The sequence below is a fragment of the Xanthomonas rydalmerensis genome (assembly GCF_033170385.1).
GTDB lineage: Bacteria > Pseudomonadota > Gammaproteobacteria > Xanthomonadales > Xanthomonadaceae > Xanthomonas_A > Xanthomonas_A rydalmerensis.
This window is the reverse complement of record NZ_CP126170.1, coordinates 4,007,631-4,023,582: the sequence shown is the minus strand read 5'-3', so window position 1 is coordinate 4,023,582 and position 15,952 is coordinate 4,007,631. Positions and strand designations below refer to the sequence as shown.

Annotated in this window: 14 protein-coding genes; 6 read left to right on the top strand and 8 right to left on the bottom strand. The window is 69.7% G+C overall.

Features of this window, described 5'->3' with window-relative positions; translation table 11 throughout:
- Positions 1 to 34: 34 nt before the first annotated feature.
- The 4 genes from QN245_RS17065 to QN245_RS17050 form a co-directional block, all read right to left on the bottom strand.
- Entirely contained in the window at positions 35 to 832 is a 798-nt protein-coding gene (locus QN245_RS17065; protein WP_317843727.1) for an N-formylglutamate amidohydrolase, read from the bottom strand.
- Positions 825 to 1,376: an NUDIX hydrolase gene (locus QN245_RS17060; RefSeq protein ID WP_317843726.1), complete on the bottom strand. Its 552-nt coding sequence runs from the start codon at positions 1,374 to 1,376 to the stop codon at positions 825 to 827. Before QN245_RS17060 ends, QN245_RS17065 begins: the two co-directional genes overlap by 8 nt.
- A gap of 276 nt (positions 1,377 to 1,652) precedes the next feature.
- Entirely contained in the window at positions 1,653 to 2,576 is a 924-nt protein-coding gene (locus QN245_RS17055; RefSeq protein WP_317843725.1) for a 5'-3' exonuclease, read from the bottom strand.
- The gene (locus QN245_RS17050) at positions 2,573 to 3,148 is read right to left on the bottom strand and encodes a nitroreductase family protein (RefSeq protein ID WP_317843724.1); all 576 of its coding nucleotides are present in this window, start codon (positions 3,146 to 3,148) and stop codon (positions 2,573 to 2,575) included. Before QN245_RS17050 ends, QN245_RS17055 begins: the two co-directional genes overlap by 4 nt.
- Positions 3,149 to 3,303: 155 nt before the next feature.
- Between QN245_RS17050 and QN245_RS17045 the strand changes: the two genes are divergently transcribed.
- The 4 genes from QN245_RS17045 (at position 3,304) to QN245_RS17030 (ending at position 10,787) form a co-directional block, all read left to right on the top strand.
- Positions 3,304 to 5,541 (top strand): DUF1631 family protein, encoded by a 2,238-nt coding sequence (locus QN245_RS17045; RefSeq protein WP_317843723.1) that lies wholly within the window; start codon positions 3,304 to 3,306, stop codon positions 5,539 to 5,541.
- Between the two features lie 214 nt (positions 5,542 to 5,755).
- Positions 5,756 to 8,074: a DUF1631 domain-containing protein gene (locus QN245_RS17040; RefSeq protein WP_317843722.1), complete on the top strand. Its 2,319-nt coding sequence runs from the start codon at positions 5,756 to 5,758 to the stop codon at positions 8,072 to 8,074.
- A gap of 218 nt (positions 8,075 to 8,292) precedes the next feature.
- On the top strand, positions 8,293 to 9,372 hold the full coding sequence (locus QN245_RS17035) for an NAD(P) transhydrogenase subunit alpha (protein WP_317843721.1): 1,080 nt from the start codon (positions 8,293 to 8,295) through the stop codon (positions 9,370 to 9,372).
- Between the two features lie 443 nt (positions 9,373 to 9,815).
- Positions 9,816 to 10,787 (top strand): IS110 family RNA-guided transposase, encoded by a 972-nt coding sequence (locus QN245_RS17030; protein ID WP_317843720.1) that lies wholly within the window; start codon positions 9,816 to 9,818, stop codon positions 10,785 to 10,787.
- Between the two features lie 128 nt (positions 10,788 to 10,915).
- Here the strand turns inward: QN245_RS17030 and QN245_RS17025 are convergent, their stop codons facing one another.
- Genes QN245_RS17025 through QN245_RS17015 form a run of 3 tightly spaced genes read right to left on the bottom strand, consistent with a single transcriptional unit; the run spans position 10,916 to position 12,395 of the window.
- Positions 10,916 to 11,416 (bottom strand): DUF3106 domain-containing protein, encoded by a 501-nt coding sequence (locus tag QN245_RS17025; protein ID WP_317843719.1) that lies wholly within the window; start codon positions 11,414 to 11,416, stop codon positions 10,916 to 10,918.
- 5 nt (positions 11,417 to 11,421) lie between these two features.
- Entirely contained in the window at positions 11,422 to 11,823 is a 402-nt protein-coding gene (locus QN245_RS17020) for a hypothetical protein (protein ID WP_317843718.1), read from the bottom strand.
- Complete coding sequence (locus tag QN245_RS17015) at positions 11,820 to 12,395, bottom strand: RNA polymerase sigma factor (RefSeq protein ID WP_160966958.1); 576 nt, start codon at positions 12,393 to 12,395, stop codon at positions 11,820 to 11,822. The genes QN245_RS17020 and QN245_RS17015 overlap by 4 nt, the downstream gene beginning before the upstream one ends.
- Before the next feature lie 165 nt (positions 12,396 to 12,560).
- Here QN245_RS17015 and QN245_RS17010 point away from each other — a divergent pair, with 165 nt between their 5' ends.
- Both QN245_RS17010 and QN245_RS17005 read left to right on the top strand, forming a co-directional pair.
- The gene (locus QN245_RS17010) at positions 12,561 to 12,872 is read left to right on the top strand and encodes an NAD(P) transhydrogenase subunit alpha part 2 (RefSeq protein WP_017909519.1); all 312 of its coding nucleotides are present in this window, start codon (positions 12,561 to 12,563) and stop codon (positions 12,870 to 12,872) included.
- A gap of 134 nt (positions 12,873 to 13,006) precedes the next feature.
- Entirely contained in the window at positions 13,007 to 14,449 is a 1,443-nt protein-coding gene (locus QN245_RS17005) for an NAD(P)(+) transhydrogenase (Re/Si-specific) subunit beta (protein ID WP_425612964.1), read from the top strand.
- A gap of 122 nt (positions 14,450 to 14,571) precedes the next feature.
- Here QN245_RS17005 and QN245_RS17000 read toward each other — a convergent pair whose 3' ends face one another.
- Complete coding sequence (locus QN245_RS17000; RefSeq protein ID WP_317843717.1) at positions 14,572 to 15,543, bottom strand: IS110 family RNA-guided transposase; 972 nt, start codon at positions 15,541 to 15,543, stop codon at positions 14,572 to 14,574.
- Positions 15,544 to 15,952: the final 409 nt, after the last annotated feature.

The following is a 15,952-nucleotide window of genomic DNA, read 5'->3' as shown; positions in this document are numbered from 1 at the left end:
CATGGGAGATCGCTGGGCTTGCGTCCGCCTCGGCTTACTCCAACGCCAGCAACTGCGGCTGCAAGGCGCTGAAGATCCGCGCCAGCCGCTGCGCCCAGGCCTGTTGGCCGACGGCGTCGGCGATCAGGTCCTGGCGGATTTCGAGTTCCACATGCGGCAGGCCGCGGCCTTCGCCGTGCACGGGCACCGCGTAGTCGCTGCTGTCGCTGACCGCGTACGGCGCGTTGTCGCCGACCAGCAGGTCGTCTTCCTCGCGTAGCGCCTGCAGCAGCGCGTGGGCGAAGCGGGTGTCGCGGTGGTAGAGCACGCCGGCATGCCAGGGCCGCGGCACGCCGTCCAGCGTCGGGGTGAAGCTGTGCATCATCACCAGCACGGTGGGTCGCGCGGCGGCACGGCGTGCGTCCAGCTCGGCGGCGATGCGCGCGTGGTAGGGCGCATGCACGGCGTCGATGCGCTGCTGCCGCTGCGCCGCCGTCAGTGCGGCGTTGCCCGGCACCGCGGTGCGGTCGCTGACGGACGGGATCAGCGTCGGCGAGGCGAGCGGGCGGTTGCAGTCGATCAGCAGCCGCGAATAGGTCTGTTCGATCGCCCAGGCGTCGAGCAACGCGGACAGTGCACGGGTGGTGCCGGCGATGCCGATGTCCCAACCGATGTGCCGGTCCAGTTCCGCCTGCGCCAGGCCGAGGCCGTGCAGCGCGCGGGGCACCGCCTGCCCGGCGTGGTCGGCCAGCAGCACGAACGGCGACGTGCCGTGCGGGCGGTGGACGCTGAATACCGCCGGGTCGTCGGCGCCCAGTAGCGCTGGCAGGGCGGACGCGTGCGGCTCAGACACGCGGCGTGCCGTCCAAGTGGTGTTCGATCATCCACAGCCCGGCCCACAGCTTCGCGTCCAGTTCGTAGCCTTCGCCCATCTTCTGCACCAGCCACGCGGCGGCGCGGGTGCGCGGCACCGAATGCACGGTGATGTCCTCGCTGGCGTCGCCACCGCCGTTGCCGACCTTGTGCAGGCCGCTGGCGCGGACGAAGGCGATCTTTTCGTTGCTGGCCCCGGACGAGGTCGGGCCGATCAGCAATACCTCGGCGTGGTCGGCGGTCCAGCCGGTTTCCTCTTCCAGTTCGCGCACTGCCGACACCTCGATCGATTCGCCGGCATCGATGTCGCCGACCAGCCCGGCCGGCATCTCGATGGTGCGCGCCTGCAGCGGCACGCGGAACTGTTCGACGAACAGCACCTCGTCGTCCGGCGTGACCGCCACGATGATCGCGGCCAGGCCGCCGGCATGCACGCGTTCGGAATACTCCCAGGTGCCGCGCACGACCATGCGCTGGTACTTGCCTTCGTAGACGACGCGGGGCGGAGAATCGTGGCGGGGCATGGGCAGCTCGCAGGTAGCGGAGGAAGAAGGCGCGGTCGCGCGCGGCGCGGTCCGGCGATGCGGTGCAGTGTAGAGCGTGCGCTGTCGTTTTGATGTGCGCACGCGGCCTGCGGTTGGCGGTTGGCGGTTGGCGGGTGCGACGCGGCGCCGGCGTCGCGTGGTTCGCCGGGGCGTAGCGGCCAAGGCCAGACCTTGCACAACGGGTGCATCTGACCTTGAAGGGCGCGCCGGCCTCGATTCGGCAGTGTTGTCGGGTCGCAGCGGCGAGGCCGTCGCTCAGCCGGCCGCAAACTCCAGGCCGGCCGCCTGCAGCAGGCGGCGCCGGGTCAGCGGCCCGAAGCGCAGCGCCTCGCACAGGCCCTGCAGCATGTCGGCATCGGCCACGCCACGGGCGAAACCCGGCGCGGCGATGTGCAGGGGCGCGTCCAGGGCGATGGTGGTCAGCTGCCGCCACAGCAGCGCGTGCTCGCGCTGTTCGCGCAGGCGCACGGCCATCTGCGCGGCGCCGCGCAGGCGCAGGAACGCCACTTCGTCGACCCGCGCCAGCAGTGTGTCGAGGTCGCCGAAATGCGCCAGCAGGATCGCCGCGGACTTGGCGCCGATGCCGGTAACGCCAGGAATGTTGTCGATCGCATCGCCGGTCAGCGCCAGGTAGTCGGCGATCTGGTGCGCATGCACGCCGTGGCGCGCCTTGACCCCGGCCGCGCCCCAGCGCTGGCCGCGGCCGTAGTCCCACTGTTCGTCGAACTCCAGCAGCAACTGCGACAGGTCCTTGTCGGCCGAGACGATCACGCCATGGAAGCCGTCGCCGCGTGCGCTGTGCAGGGCGCTGCCGATCAGGTCGTCGGCCTCGTAGTCGTGGTGCGCCAGCACGCCCAGGCCCAGGGCCGCGCACAGTGCCTTGCAGTGCGCGAACTGGCGGCGCAGCGCATCCGGCGCCGGCGCGCGGTTGGCCTTGTAGGCCGCGTACAGGCGATGCCGGAAGCAGCTGTCCAGCGCTTCGTCGAAGGCGATCACGATGTGCTGCGGGCGTTCGCGCTCGAGCAGGTCGAGCAGGAAGCGGGCGAAGCCGTGCACCGCGTTGGTCGGCCAGCCCTGCGCGTCCTGGAACTCGTCGGGAATCGAATGCCAGGCGCGGAACACGTACAGGCTGGCGTCGACCAGGTACAGCGGCCGCGACAGGGGCAGCCCTGCGTTCACGGCGTCCAGTCGCTGAGCAGCGCGCGCGGGTCCGGCCGCTCGCGCTCCGGTACGTCGAGGCGGGCGGTGCCGATGTGGATGAAGCCGGCGACGTGCTCGTGCTCGGCCAGGCCGAGCCGTGCGGTCACCGTTTCGTCATACGCCATCCAGCCGGTCAGCCATTGCGCGCCGAAGCCGTAGGCCTGTGCCGCCTGCAGCAACGCGAAGCACACCGAACCGGCGGTGAGCCACTGTTCGATTTCCGGCACCTTGTGCCCGCGTTGCAGGCAGGTGATCACCGCGATCACGACGGGCGCATGGGCGAAACGCTCGCGGTCCTTCTCCACCGCCGCCGGCGAGGCGCCGGGGTCGCGCTCCCGGGTGCGCTCGGCAAGGATGTCGCCCAGCGCCTGGCGCGCCGGGCCAGCGATGCGCAGGAAGCGGAACGGCACCAGCTTTCCGTGATCGGGGACACGGACCGCCGACCGCAACATGGCCAGCAGCGTGTCCGCGTCCGGCCCCGGCTCGCCGAGTTGCTTGGATGGTACTGAACGGCGCGCATCCAGCGCTTGCAGCGAATGAATTGTGCGCATAGTCTCGATTCCGTGGGGCAGGCGCGAAATTATAGTCGCGCGCTCGCAGGCGGCAGCGGATGCCGCGGTTACACGGACAATCACATTGTGTTGCTGATCTGCCGCTAGCTTCCGAATTGACGTCGGTCTCACTGCTGCCTGCGTATCACACTGCCATGACCCTTGCTGAATACGCTGAAGAGTTGTCGCCCAGCCGCAACGCGGATCTGCTCGAGCAGGTCCGGGATGTGGTGTCGGTGCCGCTCGCCGGCGCCTTCGGCGAGGTGCTGGACGTGCTGGCCGAAGCGCTGTTCCGCATGGCCGAGCGCGCCGGGCCGACCCAGAACGACTATTTCGAGGCGATCCAGTTGCTGCGCCAGCAGCGCGAGCCGATCGCCGCGCGTTTCCGCGCGCACCTGGCCCAGGCCTGGCAGGCGCTGGAGGCCGGCCGCCCGCTGTCGGTGGAACGCAGCCTGGCGCGCGAGCGGGGCGACCTCAGCCTGGTCTCGGAACAGGAGCTGGACGTGCGCCTGGCGGTGCGCAACCTGGCTGGCGCGATCCAGCACCGCTGGCGGCCGGAACTGATGCGGCTGAACCGGTTCCTCGGCTTCATCGCCGGCGGCCAGCGCATCGATGCCGACAACAACCCGTTCGGTCCCGAGCACGTGGGCGCGGCGGTGTACGCGGCGCTGCACGGGCTGGTGCTGGCGCCGCAGGTGCAACTGGCGATCGTCAAGATCTGCGAGGAGGAACTGCAGGAGCGCGTCGGCGAACTGTACGCGCAACTGGAGCAGCGCCTGAACGAGGTCGCGCGCGCCCGCGCGCTGCCCAGCGGGCGTCCACGCCGCCGCGCCATCCCGCGCCTGGGCGCCAGCGACAACGACAACGAGGCGGCGCCGGACTGGATCAGCCGCTTCTTCGAGAACTGGGACACCGCCGCACCGCTGACCGCCGCGCAGCGCCGCGCCGCGCGCGCGCTGGACGCGCATGCTCGCAACGAGCAGGAGGTGCTGCCGCCGGCGTTGCGCGCGCTGCTGCACGAGGCGCAGCCGGAGGCAGGCCCGGGCGAGGGTCGGCGCTGTCTGTCGCCGCGCGAACTGCTGTCGGTGCTGTCGTTGTTGCAGACCATGCCGTTGGCCGGATTCGCCGCCGTCTGCGAGCACGGCGGCCCGCTGGCGCAGGGCCTGCGCCGGCAGATCGCCGGCGTCGGCGCCTCGCTTGGCCTGGACCCGGCGGGCACCTGCCTGGATCCGGCCGATGCGGACACGCTGGATCTGGTCGGCCTGCTGTTCGACGTCATGCTCGAGGAATGCGTGCTGCAGCCGCCGCAGCGCGAACTGCTGGGGCAGATGCTGGTGCCCATGGCCAAGGTGGCCTTGATCGACGGGCGCCTGTTCGTGCGCGACGGGCATCCGGCCCGGCGCCTGCTCAACCTGCTGGCCGACGCCTGCGACGGCAATGCCGGCAGCACCGGCCCGGAGCAGGCGTTGCAGGCGCAGGCGCAGGCGGCGGTGGAACGGGTGGTGCGCGATTTCGACGAGCACCTGTCGGTGTTCCTGGCGCTGGAGGCCGAGTTCGGCAGCGCCTATGAGCAGTACCGACGCCGGGTGGAGATCGCCGAGCGCCGCGCAGCCGAACTGCAACGAGCGGAGGAACGCCGCGAGGTCGCCCGGCAGCGTGCCGCACAGGCCGTGCACGAGCTGTTGCAGCAAGCCGGCGACGACCTGACCCTGCCGCCGCCGATCGAGGCCTTCCTGCGCCAGTCCTGGTGCCAATACGTGCAGCAGTCGGCGCTGCGCGACGACGGCCAGGGCAGCGTGCTTGCCGCGGCGCTGGCGCTGGGCGATGCGGTGCTGGCGCAGTGTCGCCAGGCGCAGTCGGGCGCAGCGCCCGCGGGAGGCTGGCTACAGCCGCAGCGCGCCGAGTTGACCCGGCTGTGGACCAGCGTCGGCCTGGACGCGGCGGCGGCAGAGGCCGCTTGGCAGTCCCTGCACACGGCGCTGGACGACCTGGCGCACGCGCGGCCGCTGCAGGCCGCGTTGCCCGTGGCCAGCGTGGAGTTGCCGGAACCGCCCGCCGCCGAGCCGGTGCCGGCGTTGCCGGAGCCGGCCCAGCCCACCGATTTCGATCACATCACCGCCGATTACTTCCGCACCCTGCCGATGGGCACCTGGCTGGACTTCGTCGACCGCGAAGGCCGCGTACAACCCGGCAAGCTGACCTGGGTGAGCCCGATTTCGGCGCGGCTGCTGTTCGTCAACCGCCGCGGCGGGCGGCTGTGCGTCGCCTCGGCCGAGGCGCTGGCGGTGATGGCGCGGCTGGATCGGCTGCGCCTGCATCGCGACGACGACGCCTTCTACAGCGCCATGCAGGGCGTGGTCGAGCGCCTGGAACGGGTGGCGGTCGCGGCCTGAGCGGGTGCGGATTCAGGCCGCGCTGCACGCGGAGTTACGCCGTCAAGCACTACGATTCTGCTCGGGGTCACGTTCTGGAGCGAGAAATGCGTAGCCCATCACGGTCGATATTCAGCTACCTTGCCTACCATGCAGGAGCGGAAACAGGGGCCGCGTCTGTTCGTCCTCCACTACTCTTTCATCTGGCGCCGTCCATGGCGCGGAGCCGTTGCGCATGAGTTTCAGCCCCAGCCCGCACGCACACCCGGCGCGTGACCCGCGCCTGTTGACGCAGGCGCGCGAGGGCATGCTGCCGGTGCTGGGCCAGGCCTTCGCCGAGGCGCTGGCGCATTTCGATGACGTGCTGTTCGACCGCGCCGAGAGCGCCGGCGCGTCGCAGTTGCTGTTCCTGGACGGCATGCGCGAACTGCGCCGTCGCCGCGACGAGATCGCCGCGCGCTTCCGCGCGCAGCTGCACACCGCCTGGGAGGCGCTGGAGGCCGGCGCGCCGCTGTCGGCGGAAGTCGCGCTGGCCGGCTATGGGCAGGGCCTGAGCCTGATCTCCGAACACGAACTGGAATCGCGGCTGGCGGTGCGCAACCTGGCCAGCGTGCTGCTGCGCGAGTGGAAGCCGGTGCTGACCCGCATCGACCGGCGCCTGGGCTGGATCGCCGGCGGCCTGGAACTGGATGCGGACACCAATCCGATCGGCCCCGAACACATCGGCGTGGCCGTGCATGCCGCCTTCTCCACCAGCGACCTGGCCCCGGAAGTGCGGCTGGTGCTGATCAAGCTGTGCGAGCGCGACTTCACCGCCGGCGTCGGCAAGCTCTACCAGGACCTGGACGACAACCTCGCCCAGGCCGGGGTGATGCCGGAGATCTCGCGGCCGCGGCCGCCACCGCCGCCGCGGCGCGCCCCACCGCCGGAGCCGCGCCCGTCGCGCGAGGCCGGCGCGGCGGCCGATGCCGGCGTCGGTGCCGAGCTTGGCGACGACGAAGAACACTACGCACCGGCCTGGGCCAACCGTTTCGTCAACCGCTGGGCCGAGCGCCGCGGCGGCCTGCAGGCCGGCGAGCGCTACGACGACGGTGAGGCGCGCCTGCCCGGCGGCAGCCAGGGCGTGTTGCTGGAGGCGCTGCACGAGCTGCTGCAGCAGACCCGCAACGCGCGCGAAAGCGCCACCTCCGCGGCGACCGCGGCGGTCGGGCAGCAACGGCCGCTGAGCCAGCGCGAGATGATGTCGGTGCTGTCGCTGCTGCAGGCCACGCCCAGCGCCACGCTGCGTGCGGCGATCGGCGACGACAGCGAGTCGCTGGCGCAGCGGCTCAAGAGCGAGGTGCTGTCCAACGCCACCCAGTTCGGCGTGGACCCGGCGCATGCGCGGCTGGATCCGGTCGACGAAGACGCGATCGATCTGGTCGGCATGCTGTTCGACGTGATGCTCGACGAGCGCGACCTGGAGGGCCGCTCGCGCGAACTGATCGGCCGGCTGGTGGTGCCCTTCGTCAAGGTCGCGCTGCTGGACCGGCGCATGTTCGTGCAGAAGACCCATCCGGCGCGGCGCCTGCTCAACTCGTTGGCCGAGGCCTGCGAGGGCAACACCGGCGAGAGCCAGGCCGAGCGCGTGCTGATGGGCAAGGTCGAGGAGATCATCGACCGGCTGGTGGCCGATTTCAACGAGAACCTGGCGATCTTCCTGACCCTGGAAGAGGAGTTCCGCGATTTCCTGGTGCAGCACCGCCGCCGCATCGAGATCGCCGAGCGCCGTGCCGCCGAAACCCAGCGCGGCCAGGAGAAACTGGAACTGGCGCGGCAGCGCGCCGAGGCCGAACTGCAGGTGCGCCTGCAGGGCCGGCAACTACCGCAGGCGCTGCAGGATTTCCTGCGCCAGCCGTGGCAACACCATCTGACCATGGCGATGCTGCGCGAAGGCGAGGGCGGCCCCGGCGTGCGCGATGCGCTGGCGCTGGCCGACGGCCTGCTCGAGGAAGCCGCCGAGGCGCAGCGGCACATCGTCGGCAAGCCCTGGCTACAGGCCTGGCAGGGGGCGCTGCAGCGGGTCTTCGCCAGCGTTGGCCTGCATGCCGAAGCCGCGACGGCGGCGATCGATGCGCTGCACGACACGCTGCAGGCGGTGGCCGAACTGCGCCCGGAACTGGAGCGGCCGCTGCCGGAACTGCCGCAGGTGGCGCTGCCGCAGCCGCCGGTGCAGGAGGCGCAGCCGGTGGAGGTGGCGCCGCCGCAGACCATGGACGATTTCGACAATGCAGACGCCGACCGCTTCCGCGCGATGCCCATCGGCACCTGGCTGGATTTCGTCGACCGCGACGGCAAGATGCAGGCCGGCAAGCTGTCGTGGGTGAGCCCGATCTCGTCGCGGCTGCTGTTCGTCAACCGGCGCGGTGTGCGCTTCTGCGTGGCCTCGCCGGAAGAACTGGCGGTGATGGTGCGGCTGGGCCGGCTGCGCGCGCACGTCGACGACGGCGCCTTCGACAGCGCCATGCAGGGCGTGATCGACCGCCTGGATCCGCATAGCGCGACCTTGCACTGAGCGGGCCGTCGCGGGGGCGTGGATGAGCGCTGCCGTGGCGTCAAACGTGGTCACGCGTTGCTTGGCTTTTACCGATTGCGGCGCGTGGGTCCGCGCTATCGGGCGCGCGTCGCCAGCGTGCCTGGCCACGGATGCCCGCCTAGTGGGCGCTTCGCCTCCACCTGGCGTGCGGACCCTGTAGGATCGGCGCGGACGACGGGCAAGGCACGGGGAATCGCATGGCAGTGCAGGTGCTGGTGGTGAAGGAGTCGGCGCAGGGCGAACGCCGTGTGGCGGCCACGCCGGAGACGGTCAAGAAACTGGTCGCCCTGGGTGCGCAGGTGCGGGTCGAACCGCAGGCCGGCGTGTCGGCCGGCTTCGTCGATGCGGCCTATCTGGCTGCCGGCGCCAGCCTGGCCGATGCCGACAGCCCGGCGCAGGCGGATCTGGTGCTGTGCGTGCAGCCGCTTCCGGCGCTGGCGCTGGAGCAGTTCAAGGAGGGCGCCGGCGTGGTCGGCATCCTGCAGCCGCAGGCCGATCCGACGCGCGCGGCGGCGCTGCAGGCGCGGCAACTGATCGCCTTCCCGCTGGAACGGCTGCCGCGCACCACCCGCGCGCAGGCGATGGACGTACTCAGCTCGCAGGCCGGCATGGCCGGCTACAAGGCGACCCTGATCGCTGCGCAGCTGGCGCCACGTTTCTTCCCGATGCTGACCACCGCGGCCGGCACCATCCGCCCGTCCAAGGTGTTGATCGTCGGTGCCGGCGTGGCCGGCCTGCAGGCCATCGCCACCGCCAAGCGCCTGGGTGCGCAGGTGGAGGGCTTCGACGTGCGCCCGGAAACCCGCGAGCAGATCGAATCGCTGGGCGGCAAGTTCCTCGACCTCGGAGTCAGCGCCGCCGGCGAGGGCGGCTACGCGCGGCAACTCACCGACGACGAACGCGCCGAGCAGCAGCGGCGCCTCGCCGAGCACCTGAAAGGCATCGACGTGGTGGTATGCACCGCCGCGGTGCCGGGACGGCCGGCGCCGAAGATCCTCAGCGCGGCGATGGTCGCCGGCATGAAGCCTGGCAGCGTGGTGGTGGACCTGGCCGCCGAGACCGGCGGCAACTGCGAAGTGACCCGGCCGGGCGAGACCATCGAACACGCCGGCGTGACCATCGCCGGTCCGCTGGACCTGGCCAGCATGGGCGCGGTGCACGCCAGCGAGATGTACGCACGCAACGTCTACAACTTCGTCGCGCTGTTCCTGAAGGACGGCGCGATCGCCTACGACTGGAACGACGAACTGCTGGCGAAGACGCGCTGGACGGCGTGAGCTGGCGTTGTGGGTCGTTGAGCCGGTGAGAGGGGGGCTGAATTCCAGGCGCCGATATCCGCGTTACTACACCGGGCGAACTGGCAGGCGTCATTACAGGCCACTTGATCCAGCACCTCGCAGGCTGCTTTTCCTATGTAGGAGCGGCTTCAGCCGCGACGGGCGTTCCTGGGAACGCCGTCGCGGCTGAAGCCGCTCCTTGTATCTGGACCTGGCGCCCCTAAACAGGCGTCATGTCTTCCGACTGATCATCGGAGGAGGTGTGGGAAGTCCAGTCGCTCCTGAAGCTTAGAGCTTGCATCGTAGATCGGCTCCCCTCTCCACATGCTGGCCCTTGGGTGTCCGAACGGTATCCAGAGTCCGCCCCCGGCGTGAACTCGCATCGACAAGGCAGGACCGGGCACAGCGCCGATCATGACCCTGACACGATGGAGGAATCGCGTATGTCTCCCGTCATCGGCATCGACGTCGCCAAGCGCAGTTTCGATGTGGCCAGCGAGCTGACCAATGGCAAGCACCGTACCAAGGCCAAGTTGTCCAACGATGCCAAGGGCTTCCAGGCCCTGCAGGCATGGCTGCAGACCCATGCGCAGCCCGATAGCTGGATCGCCATGGAGGCCACTGGCACCTACCACCAGGCACTGGCCGAGTTCCTCCACGCACGAGGCTATCGGGTGTGCGTGCTCAACCCGGCGCAGACGGCCGCGTATGCACGCAGCCAGCTCAGCCGGGTCAAGACCGATCGCAGCGATGCCAAGCTGATCGCCAGCTATGCCCTGCGTCACCGCGAGCAGTTACGCCGTTGGCACCCTGATCCGCCGGCGCTCAAGCAACTCAAGGCACTGGTGCGCCGGCGCCAGGACTTGCAACAGATGCTGCAGATGGAGCGCAACCGGCTGGACGTCGCTCCGGCCCAGGTGAAGGACTCGATCCAGGTCCATCTGGCCGATCTGCAACATCACATCGCCCAGATCGAGCAGGCCATCGATGACCATATCGACCAGGATCCGACCTTGCGGGGGCAGCGCGAGTTACTGGTGAGCATCCAGGGCATCGCCGACACCAGTGCGGCCTTGATGCTGGCCGAGCTTGGCGATGTGAGGCGCTTTGCCGATGCCTCGGCGGTGACCGCCTTCGCCGGCCTGAATCCGTGCCTGCAGGAGTCGGGCGACCGCAAAGGCCATGTCTGCATCTCGCGCACCGGCTCGCCCCGCCTGCGCGCGGGCCTGTTCATGCCGGCCCTGGTGGCCATGACCCACAACCCGGTCATCCGGGCGCTGAAACAGCGGCTAAGCGAACGCGGCAAAGCCGGCAAGCAGATCGTGTGCGCCGCTATGCGCAAGCTCCTGCACCTCGCCTATGGCGTCCTCAAATCGGGCACCGCGTTCGACCCGAAAAGGAGCCTTGCCTGCTAGGGGGTAAGACGGTATCTACAGGTTGTCCTGCGACGGTCTCCCTGGAAGCCATCACCCAACACGTACCGCAAGGTACCGCGCGACGTGCGCATCAACCTCGACCGGCGCGGAGGGAAAGCGCCGTCCGCTTACCTGGCAGACTCCACCGGCGACATGCTGTCCGGGCCGGCATTGGCGCGGATCCAGGCAGCGCGTTGCGCCGGCGTCATCGCTTCCCAGCGGTCGCGCAGCGCCTTGCGCTGGTCCGGCGGCAGCGCGCGCATGCGGTCGAACAGCACCCGCGCCTCTTCGCGCTGCTGCGGGGTCATGTCCTCATAGCGGCGGGCGCCCTTGCGCGCGCGGTCGCGTTGCTCCGGGGTCATCGACTGCCAGCGCTGCGCGTGCTCGAACATGCGCCGGCGTTGCTGTGGGGCATCGTTCCAGCGCTGGCGCAGGGGGGCGATCAGCAGTTCGCGCTGCTGCGGGCTCAGATGCTCCCAGTCGGGCAGTGGTGGGCCGGCATCGTCGTCGCGATCGGCCGCGGACGGCGGTGGCGGCGGCCCCGGCGGGGGCGGGGCGGCGAACACGGCCGGGACGGCGCTGCCTGCCAGCAGCGCCAGCGCCAGGGAAAGACGGATCAGGCGAGTCATCGGGTTCATTCCATTGCCAGCGAAGTATCGGAGCCCAGCCACAGGTACAGGTCGGGATTTTCGTCCAGCATCGCGGTCGCGGCCTGGTCGGTGTCGGTGCCGGCGCCGGCGCGCGCCGACGTGGTCGCGGCCGCGGTGGTGTCGGTGGCCACGCTGGCGGTGCTGGTCGGCACCGAGGGTGCCGGGCGCAGCAGCAGGTGCACGCCCAGCGCCGCACCGAGCAGCGCCGGCACCGCTGCCAGCAGCCAGCCCCAGCGCCGGCCCGGCGCCGTGTGCGCCTGGCTGGCCTGCTGGCGTGCGGCGCGTAGCCGCGCCAGGGTCGGGGCGGGCAGGGCCTGCAAACCCGCCTGGTGGACGGCACGCAGGCGCGCATCGAAGTCCGCGGAGCGGGTGGGATCGGATGTCATCGGACGTCCTCCAGATGTTTCTGCAGCGCCTCGCGGGCGCGCGATAGATGGGTTTTCACCGAACCTTCCGAGCAGCCCATCGCGCGTGCGGTGGTGGCCACGTCCAGCTCTTCCAGCACGCGCAGGGTGAAGGCTTCGCGCTGCCGCGCCGGTAGCGCGCGCAGGGCGGTCACCAGGCGTGCATGGGTCTGGCGGCGCTCGTGCTGCTCGGACGGATTGGGGCCGTCGTCGGCCCAGTCCGGCGGGCTGTCCGAATCGCGCTCGCTGTTGGGTGCCCAGAAGCGCAGGCGGAAGTTGCGGCGGCGCTGCAGGTCGATGATGCGCCGGCGCAGGATGCTCCAGAACAGCGGCGTCCATTCCTGCGCCGGGCGCTCGCGATAGGCCAGCAGCTTGATCATCGCGTCCTGCACCGCGTCCAGCGCGTCCTCGCGCTGGCGCAGGCCGGCTTCGGCGAAGCGGAACGCGCGCGGCCCGATCTCGGCCAGGAACGCATCCAGCGACGCCGGCAACGGGCGCTGTTCGGGATCGGCATCGGTCGACGGCGGTGCGAGGGCGGGCGTGCTCACCAGCACAGCTTAGCTTCCTGGCAGGGGGATGCCGTGGTAAACGCGCCATGGCGGTCGCGGTTGACCGGCCGGCGCCGCGTGTCTTTGCGCCACCGCATGTCGGCATCGCACAGCGGTTCAGCAGGCGGTTATGATGCGGCGGACGGGCGCGGCGCCCGGGAGAACGGTGCGATGAGCGACGGGTTCGTGGCCTTGTACATCTTCATGCTGGCGGCCATCGCCGGGCATGTGATCATCTCGCGGGTGCCGGTGATCCTGCACACCCCGCTGATGTCCGGTTCCAACTTCATCCACGGCATCGTCCTGATCGGCGCGATGGTGGTACTGGGCCATGCCGACACCACCCTGGAAAAAGCCATCGGCTTCGTCGCGGTGCTGCTCGGCGCCGGCAACGCCGCCGGCGGCTACGTGGTGACGGAGCGCATGCTGGACATGTTCAAGTCCAGCAAGCCGGACGCCTCCAAGACCAAGGCGAAGGATTGAATGTGCGGCCCCTGCGCATCGTCGCGGCGCTGGTCGCCGTCGCCCTGCTCGTGCTGCTGCTCGGCATCGCGTCGGGCGTTCTCTCCCACTTGCTGCCGCTCGGGCAGATGTCCTTTTTCGGAGCACGCCTGCTGATGGAACTGTTGCCGATCCTGATCAAGAGCAGCTATCTGGTCGCCGCCACCCTGTTCCTGCTCGGCCTGCAGCGCATGGCCTCGCCGAGGACCGCGCGCAGCGGTATCCGCTGGGCCGGCTTCGGCATGCTGCTGGCGACCGCCGCCACCTTCCTGCTGCCGGGCCTGCACAACCTGCCGCTGATCGTGCTGGCGATCGCGCTCGGCACCGCCGCGGCGTGGATCTCGGCCAAGAAGGTGGCGATCACCGACATGCCGCAGATGGTGGCGCTGTACAACGGCATGGGCGGCGGCTCGGCGGCGGCGATCGGCGCGGTGGAACTGCTGCGCTTCTCGTTCCTGATGCGCCGCGATACCACCCACTGGAGCGAGGTCGCGATCGCCGCGCTGGCCGCACGCCAGCCGGATGCGACCACGCTTGCATTGGCGGTGATCGGTTCGGCGATCGGTGCGGTGTCGCTGTCCGGCTCGATCGTCGCCTGGGCCAAGCTCGACGGGCGCCTGGACAAGCGCGTTACCTTCCCCGGGCAACAGGCGTTCAACCTGCTGGTGTGCGTGGCGATGCTGGGCGTGGGCGCGTGGGCCGCGATCAGCCTGAGTCCGCTGGCGATCGTGCTGTTCTTCGTGCTGGCGCTGGCCCTGGGCGTGCTGATGACGCTGCCGATCGGCGGCGCCGACATGCCGGTGGTGATCTCGCTGTACAACGCCTTCACCGGCCTGGCGGTGGCGTTCGAGGGCTACGTGCTCGGCAACGAGGCGCTGATCATCGCCGGCATGATGGTCGGCGCGGCCGGCATCCTGCTGACCCGGCTGATGGCCAAGGCGATGAACCGGCCGATCCGCGGCGTGCTGTTCTCCAACTTCGGCGGCGGTGGTCAGGCGCAGGCGATCGCCGGCAGCCAGAAGCCGATCGAGGCCGGCGACGTGGCGGCGATGATGGCCTACGCCGAGCGCGTGGTGATCGTGCCGGGCTACGGCATGGCGGTGGCGCAGGCGCAGCACAAGATCTGGGAACTGGCGCAGCGGCTGATCGAACGCGGGGTCAAGGTCAAGTTCGCGATCCACCCGGTGGCCGGGCGCATGCCCGGGCACATGAACGTGCTGCTGGCCGAAGCCGGCGTGCCCTACGACCTGATCGCCGACATGGACGACATCAACCCCGAGTTCGCCAGCACCGACGTGTCGCTGGTGATCGGCGCCAACGACGTGGTCAACCCGGTGGCCAAGACCGATCCGGCCAGCCCGATCTACGGCATGCCGATCCTGGACGTGGTCAATTCCAGGAACGTCATCGTCATCAAGCGCGGCAAGGGCACCGGCTTCGCCGGCATCGAAAACGCGCTGTTCTATGCCGACAACACCCGCATGCTCTACGGCGACGGCGCCGAGGCGGCCGGCGCCCTGGTCAGCGAACTGAAGGCGCTGGACGGCGGCGGGCATTGAGCCGCGGGCACGACAGTGGGGCAGGGACGGCGCTCTGGGACCTCTCCTGCTGTCGCGTTCAAGGAAGTTTCGGACAGCGATCGCAGGTGCGCTCGCAGGAACCGTAGATACCGTCTTACCCCCTAGCAGGCAAGGCTCCTTTTCGGGTCGAACGCGGTGCCCGATTTGAGGACGCCATAGGCGAGGTGCAGGAGCTTGCGCATAGCGGCGCACACGATCTGCTTGCCGGCTTTGCCGCGTTCGCTTAGCCGCTGTTTCAGCGCCCGGATGACCGGGTTGTGGGTCATGGCCACCAGGGCCGGCATGAACAGGCCCGCGCGCAGGCGGGGCGAGCCGGTGCGCGAGATGCAGACATGGCCTTTGCGGTCGCCCGACTCCTGCAGGCACGGATTCAGGCCGGCGAAGGCGGTCACCGCCGAGGCATCGGCAAAGCGCCTCACATCGCCAAGCTCGGCCAGCATCAAGGCCGCACTGGTGTCGGCGATGCCCTGGATGCTCACCAGTAACTCGCGCTGCCCCCGCAAGGTCGGATCCTGGTCGATATGGTCATCGATGGCCTGCTCGATCTGGGCGATGTGATGTTGCAGATCGGCCAGATGGACCTGGATCGAGTCCTTCACCTGGGCCGGAGCGACGTCCAGCCGGTTGCGCTCCATCTGCAGCATCTGTTGCAAGTCCTGGCGCCGGCGCACCAGTGCCTTGAGTTGCTTGAGCGCCGGCGGATCAGGGTGCCAACGGCGTAACTGCTCGCGGTGACGCAGGGCATAGCTGGCGATCAGCTTGGCATCGCTGCGATCGGTCTTGACCCGGCTGAGCTGGCTGCGTGCGTACGCGGCCGTCTGCGCCGGGTTGAGCACGCACACCCGATAGCCTCGTGCGTGGAGGAACTCGGCCAGTGCCTGGTGGTAGGTGCCAGTGGCCTCCATGGCGATCCAGCTATCGGGCTGCGCATGCGTCTGCAGCCATGCCTGCAGGGCCTGGAAGCCCTTGGCATCGTTGGACAACTTGGCCTTGGTACGGTGCTTGCCATTGGTCAGTTCGATGGCCACATCGAAACTGCGCTTGGCGACGTCGATGCCGATGACGGGAGACATACGCGATTCCTCCATCGTGTCAGGGTCATGATCGGCGCTGTGCCCGGTCCTGCCTTGTCGATGCGAGTTCACGCCGGGGGCGGACTCTGGATACCGTTCGGACACCCAAGGGCCAGCATGTGGAGAGGGGAGCCGATCTACGATGCAAGCTCGAAGCTTCAGGAGCGACTGGACTTCCCACACCTCCTCCGATGATCAGTCGGAAGACATGACGCCTGTTTAGGGGCGCCAGGTCCAGATACAAGGAGCGGCTTTGGCCGCGAGGGGCGTTACCGGTAACGCCCCTCGCGGCCAAAGCCGCTCCTACAAATGCCAACGTCGTGCGTGGCGAAAACAGGGAGGATGAGAGAGGCCTGACGCCGCGGCCAGCCGGCTTGCCTCGCTCGTAGGCGCGGTGTCTACCGCGACC

Bases quoted from the DNA above. Each gene is read 5' to 3' on its own strand.
- QN245_RS17000 (WP_317843717.1), bottom strand. From the start codon at position 15,543: ATGTCTCCCGTCATCGGCATCGACGTCGCCAAGCGCAGTTTCGATGTG.
- QN245_RS17020 (WP_317843718.1), bottom strand. From the start codon at position 11,823: ATGACATCCGATCCCACCCGCTCCGCGGACTTCGATGCGCGCCTGCGT.
- QN245_RS17040 (WP_317843722.1), top strand. From the start codon at position 5,756: ATGAGTTTCAGCCCCAGCCCGCACGCACACCCGGCGCGTGACCCGCGC.
- QN245_RS17045 (WP_317843723.1), top strand. From the start codon at position 3,304: ATGACCCTTGCTGAATACGCTGAAGAGTTGTCGCCCAGCCGCAACGCG.
- QN245_RS17060 (WP_317843726.1), bottom strand. From the start codon at position 1,376: ATGCCCCGCCACGATTCTCCGCCCCGCGTCGTCTACGAAGGCAAGTAC.
- QN245_RS17025 (WP_317843719.1), bottom strand. From the start codon at position 11,416: ATGACTCGCCTGATCCGTCTTTCCCTGGCGCTGGCGCTGCTGGCAGGC.
- QN245_RS17010 (WP_017909519.1), top strand. From the start codon at position 12,561: ATGAGCGACGGGTTCGTGGCCTTGTACATCTTCATGCTGGCGGCCATC.
- QN245_RS17005 (WP_425612964.1), top strand. From the start codon at position 13,007: ATGGAACTGTTGCCGATCCTGATCAAGAGCAGCTATCTGGTCGCCGCC.
- QN245_RS17030 (WP_317843720.1), top strand. From the start codon at position 9,816: ATGTCTCCCGTCATCGGCATCGACGTCGCCAAGCGCAGTTTCGATGTG.
- QN245_RS17050 (WP_317843724.1), bottom strand. From the start codon at position 3,148: ATGCGCACAATTCATTCGCTGCAAGCGCTGGATGCGCGCCGTTCAGTA.
- QN245_RS17035 (WP_317843721.1), top strand. From the start codon at position 8,293: ATGGCAGTGCAGGTGCTGGTGGTGAAGGAGTCGGCGCAGGGCGAACGC.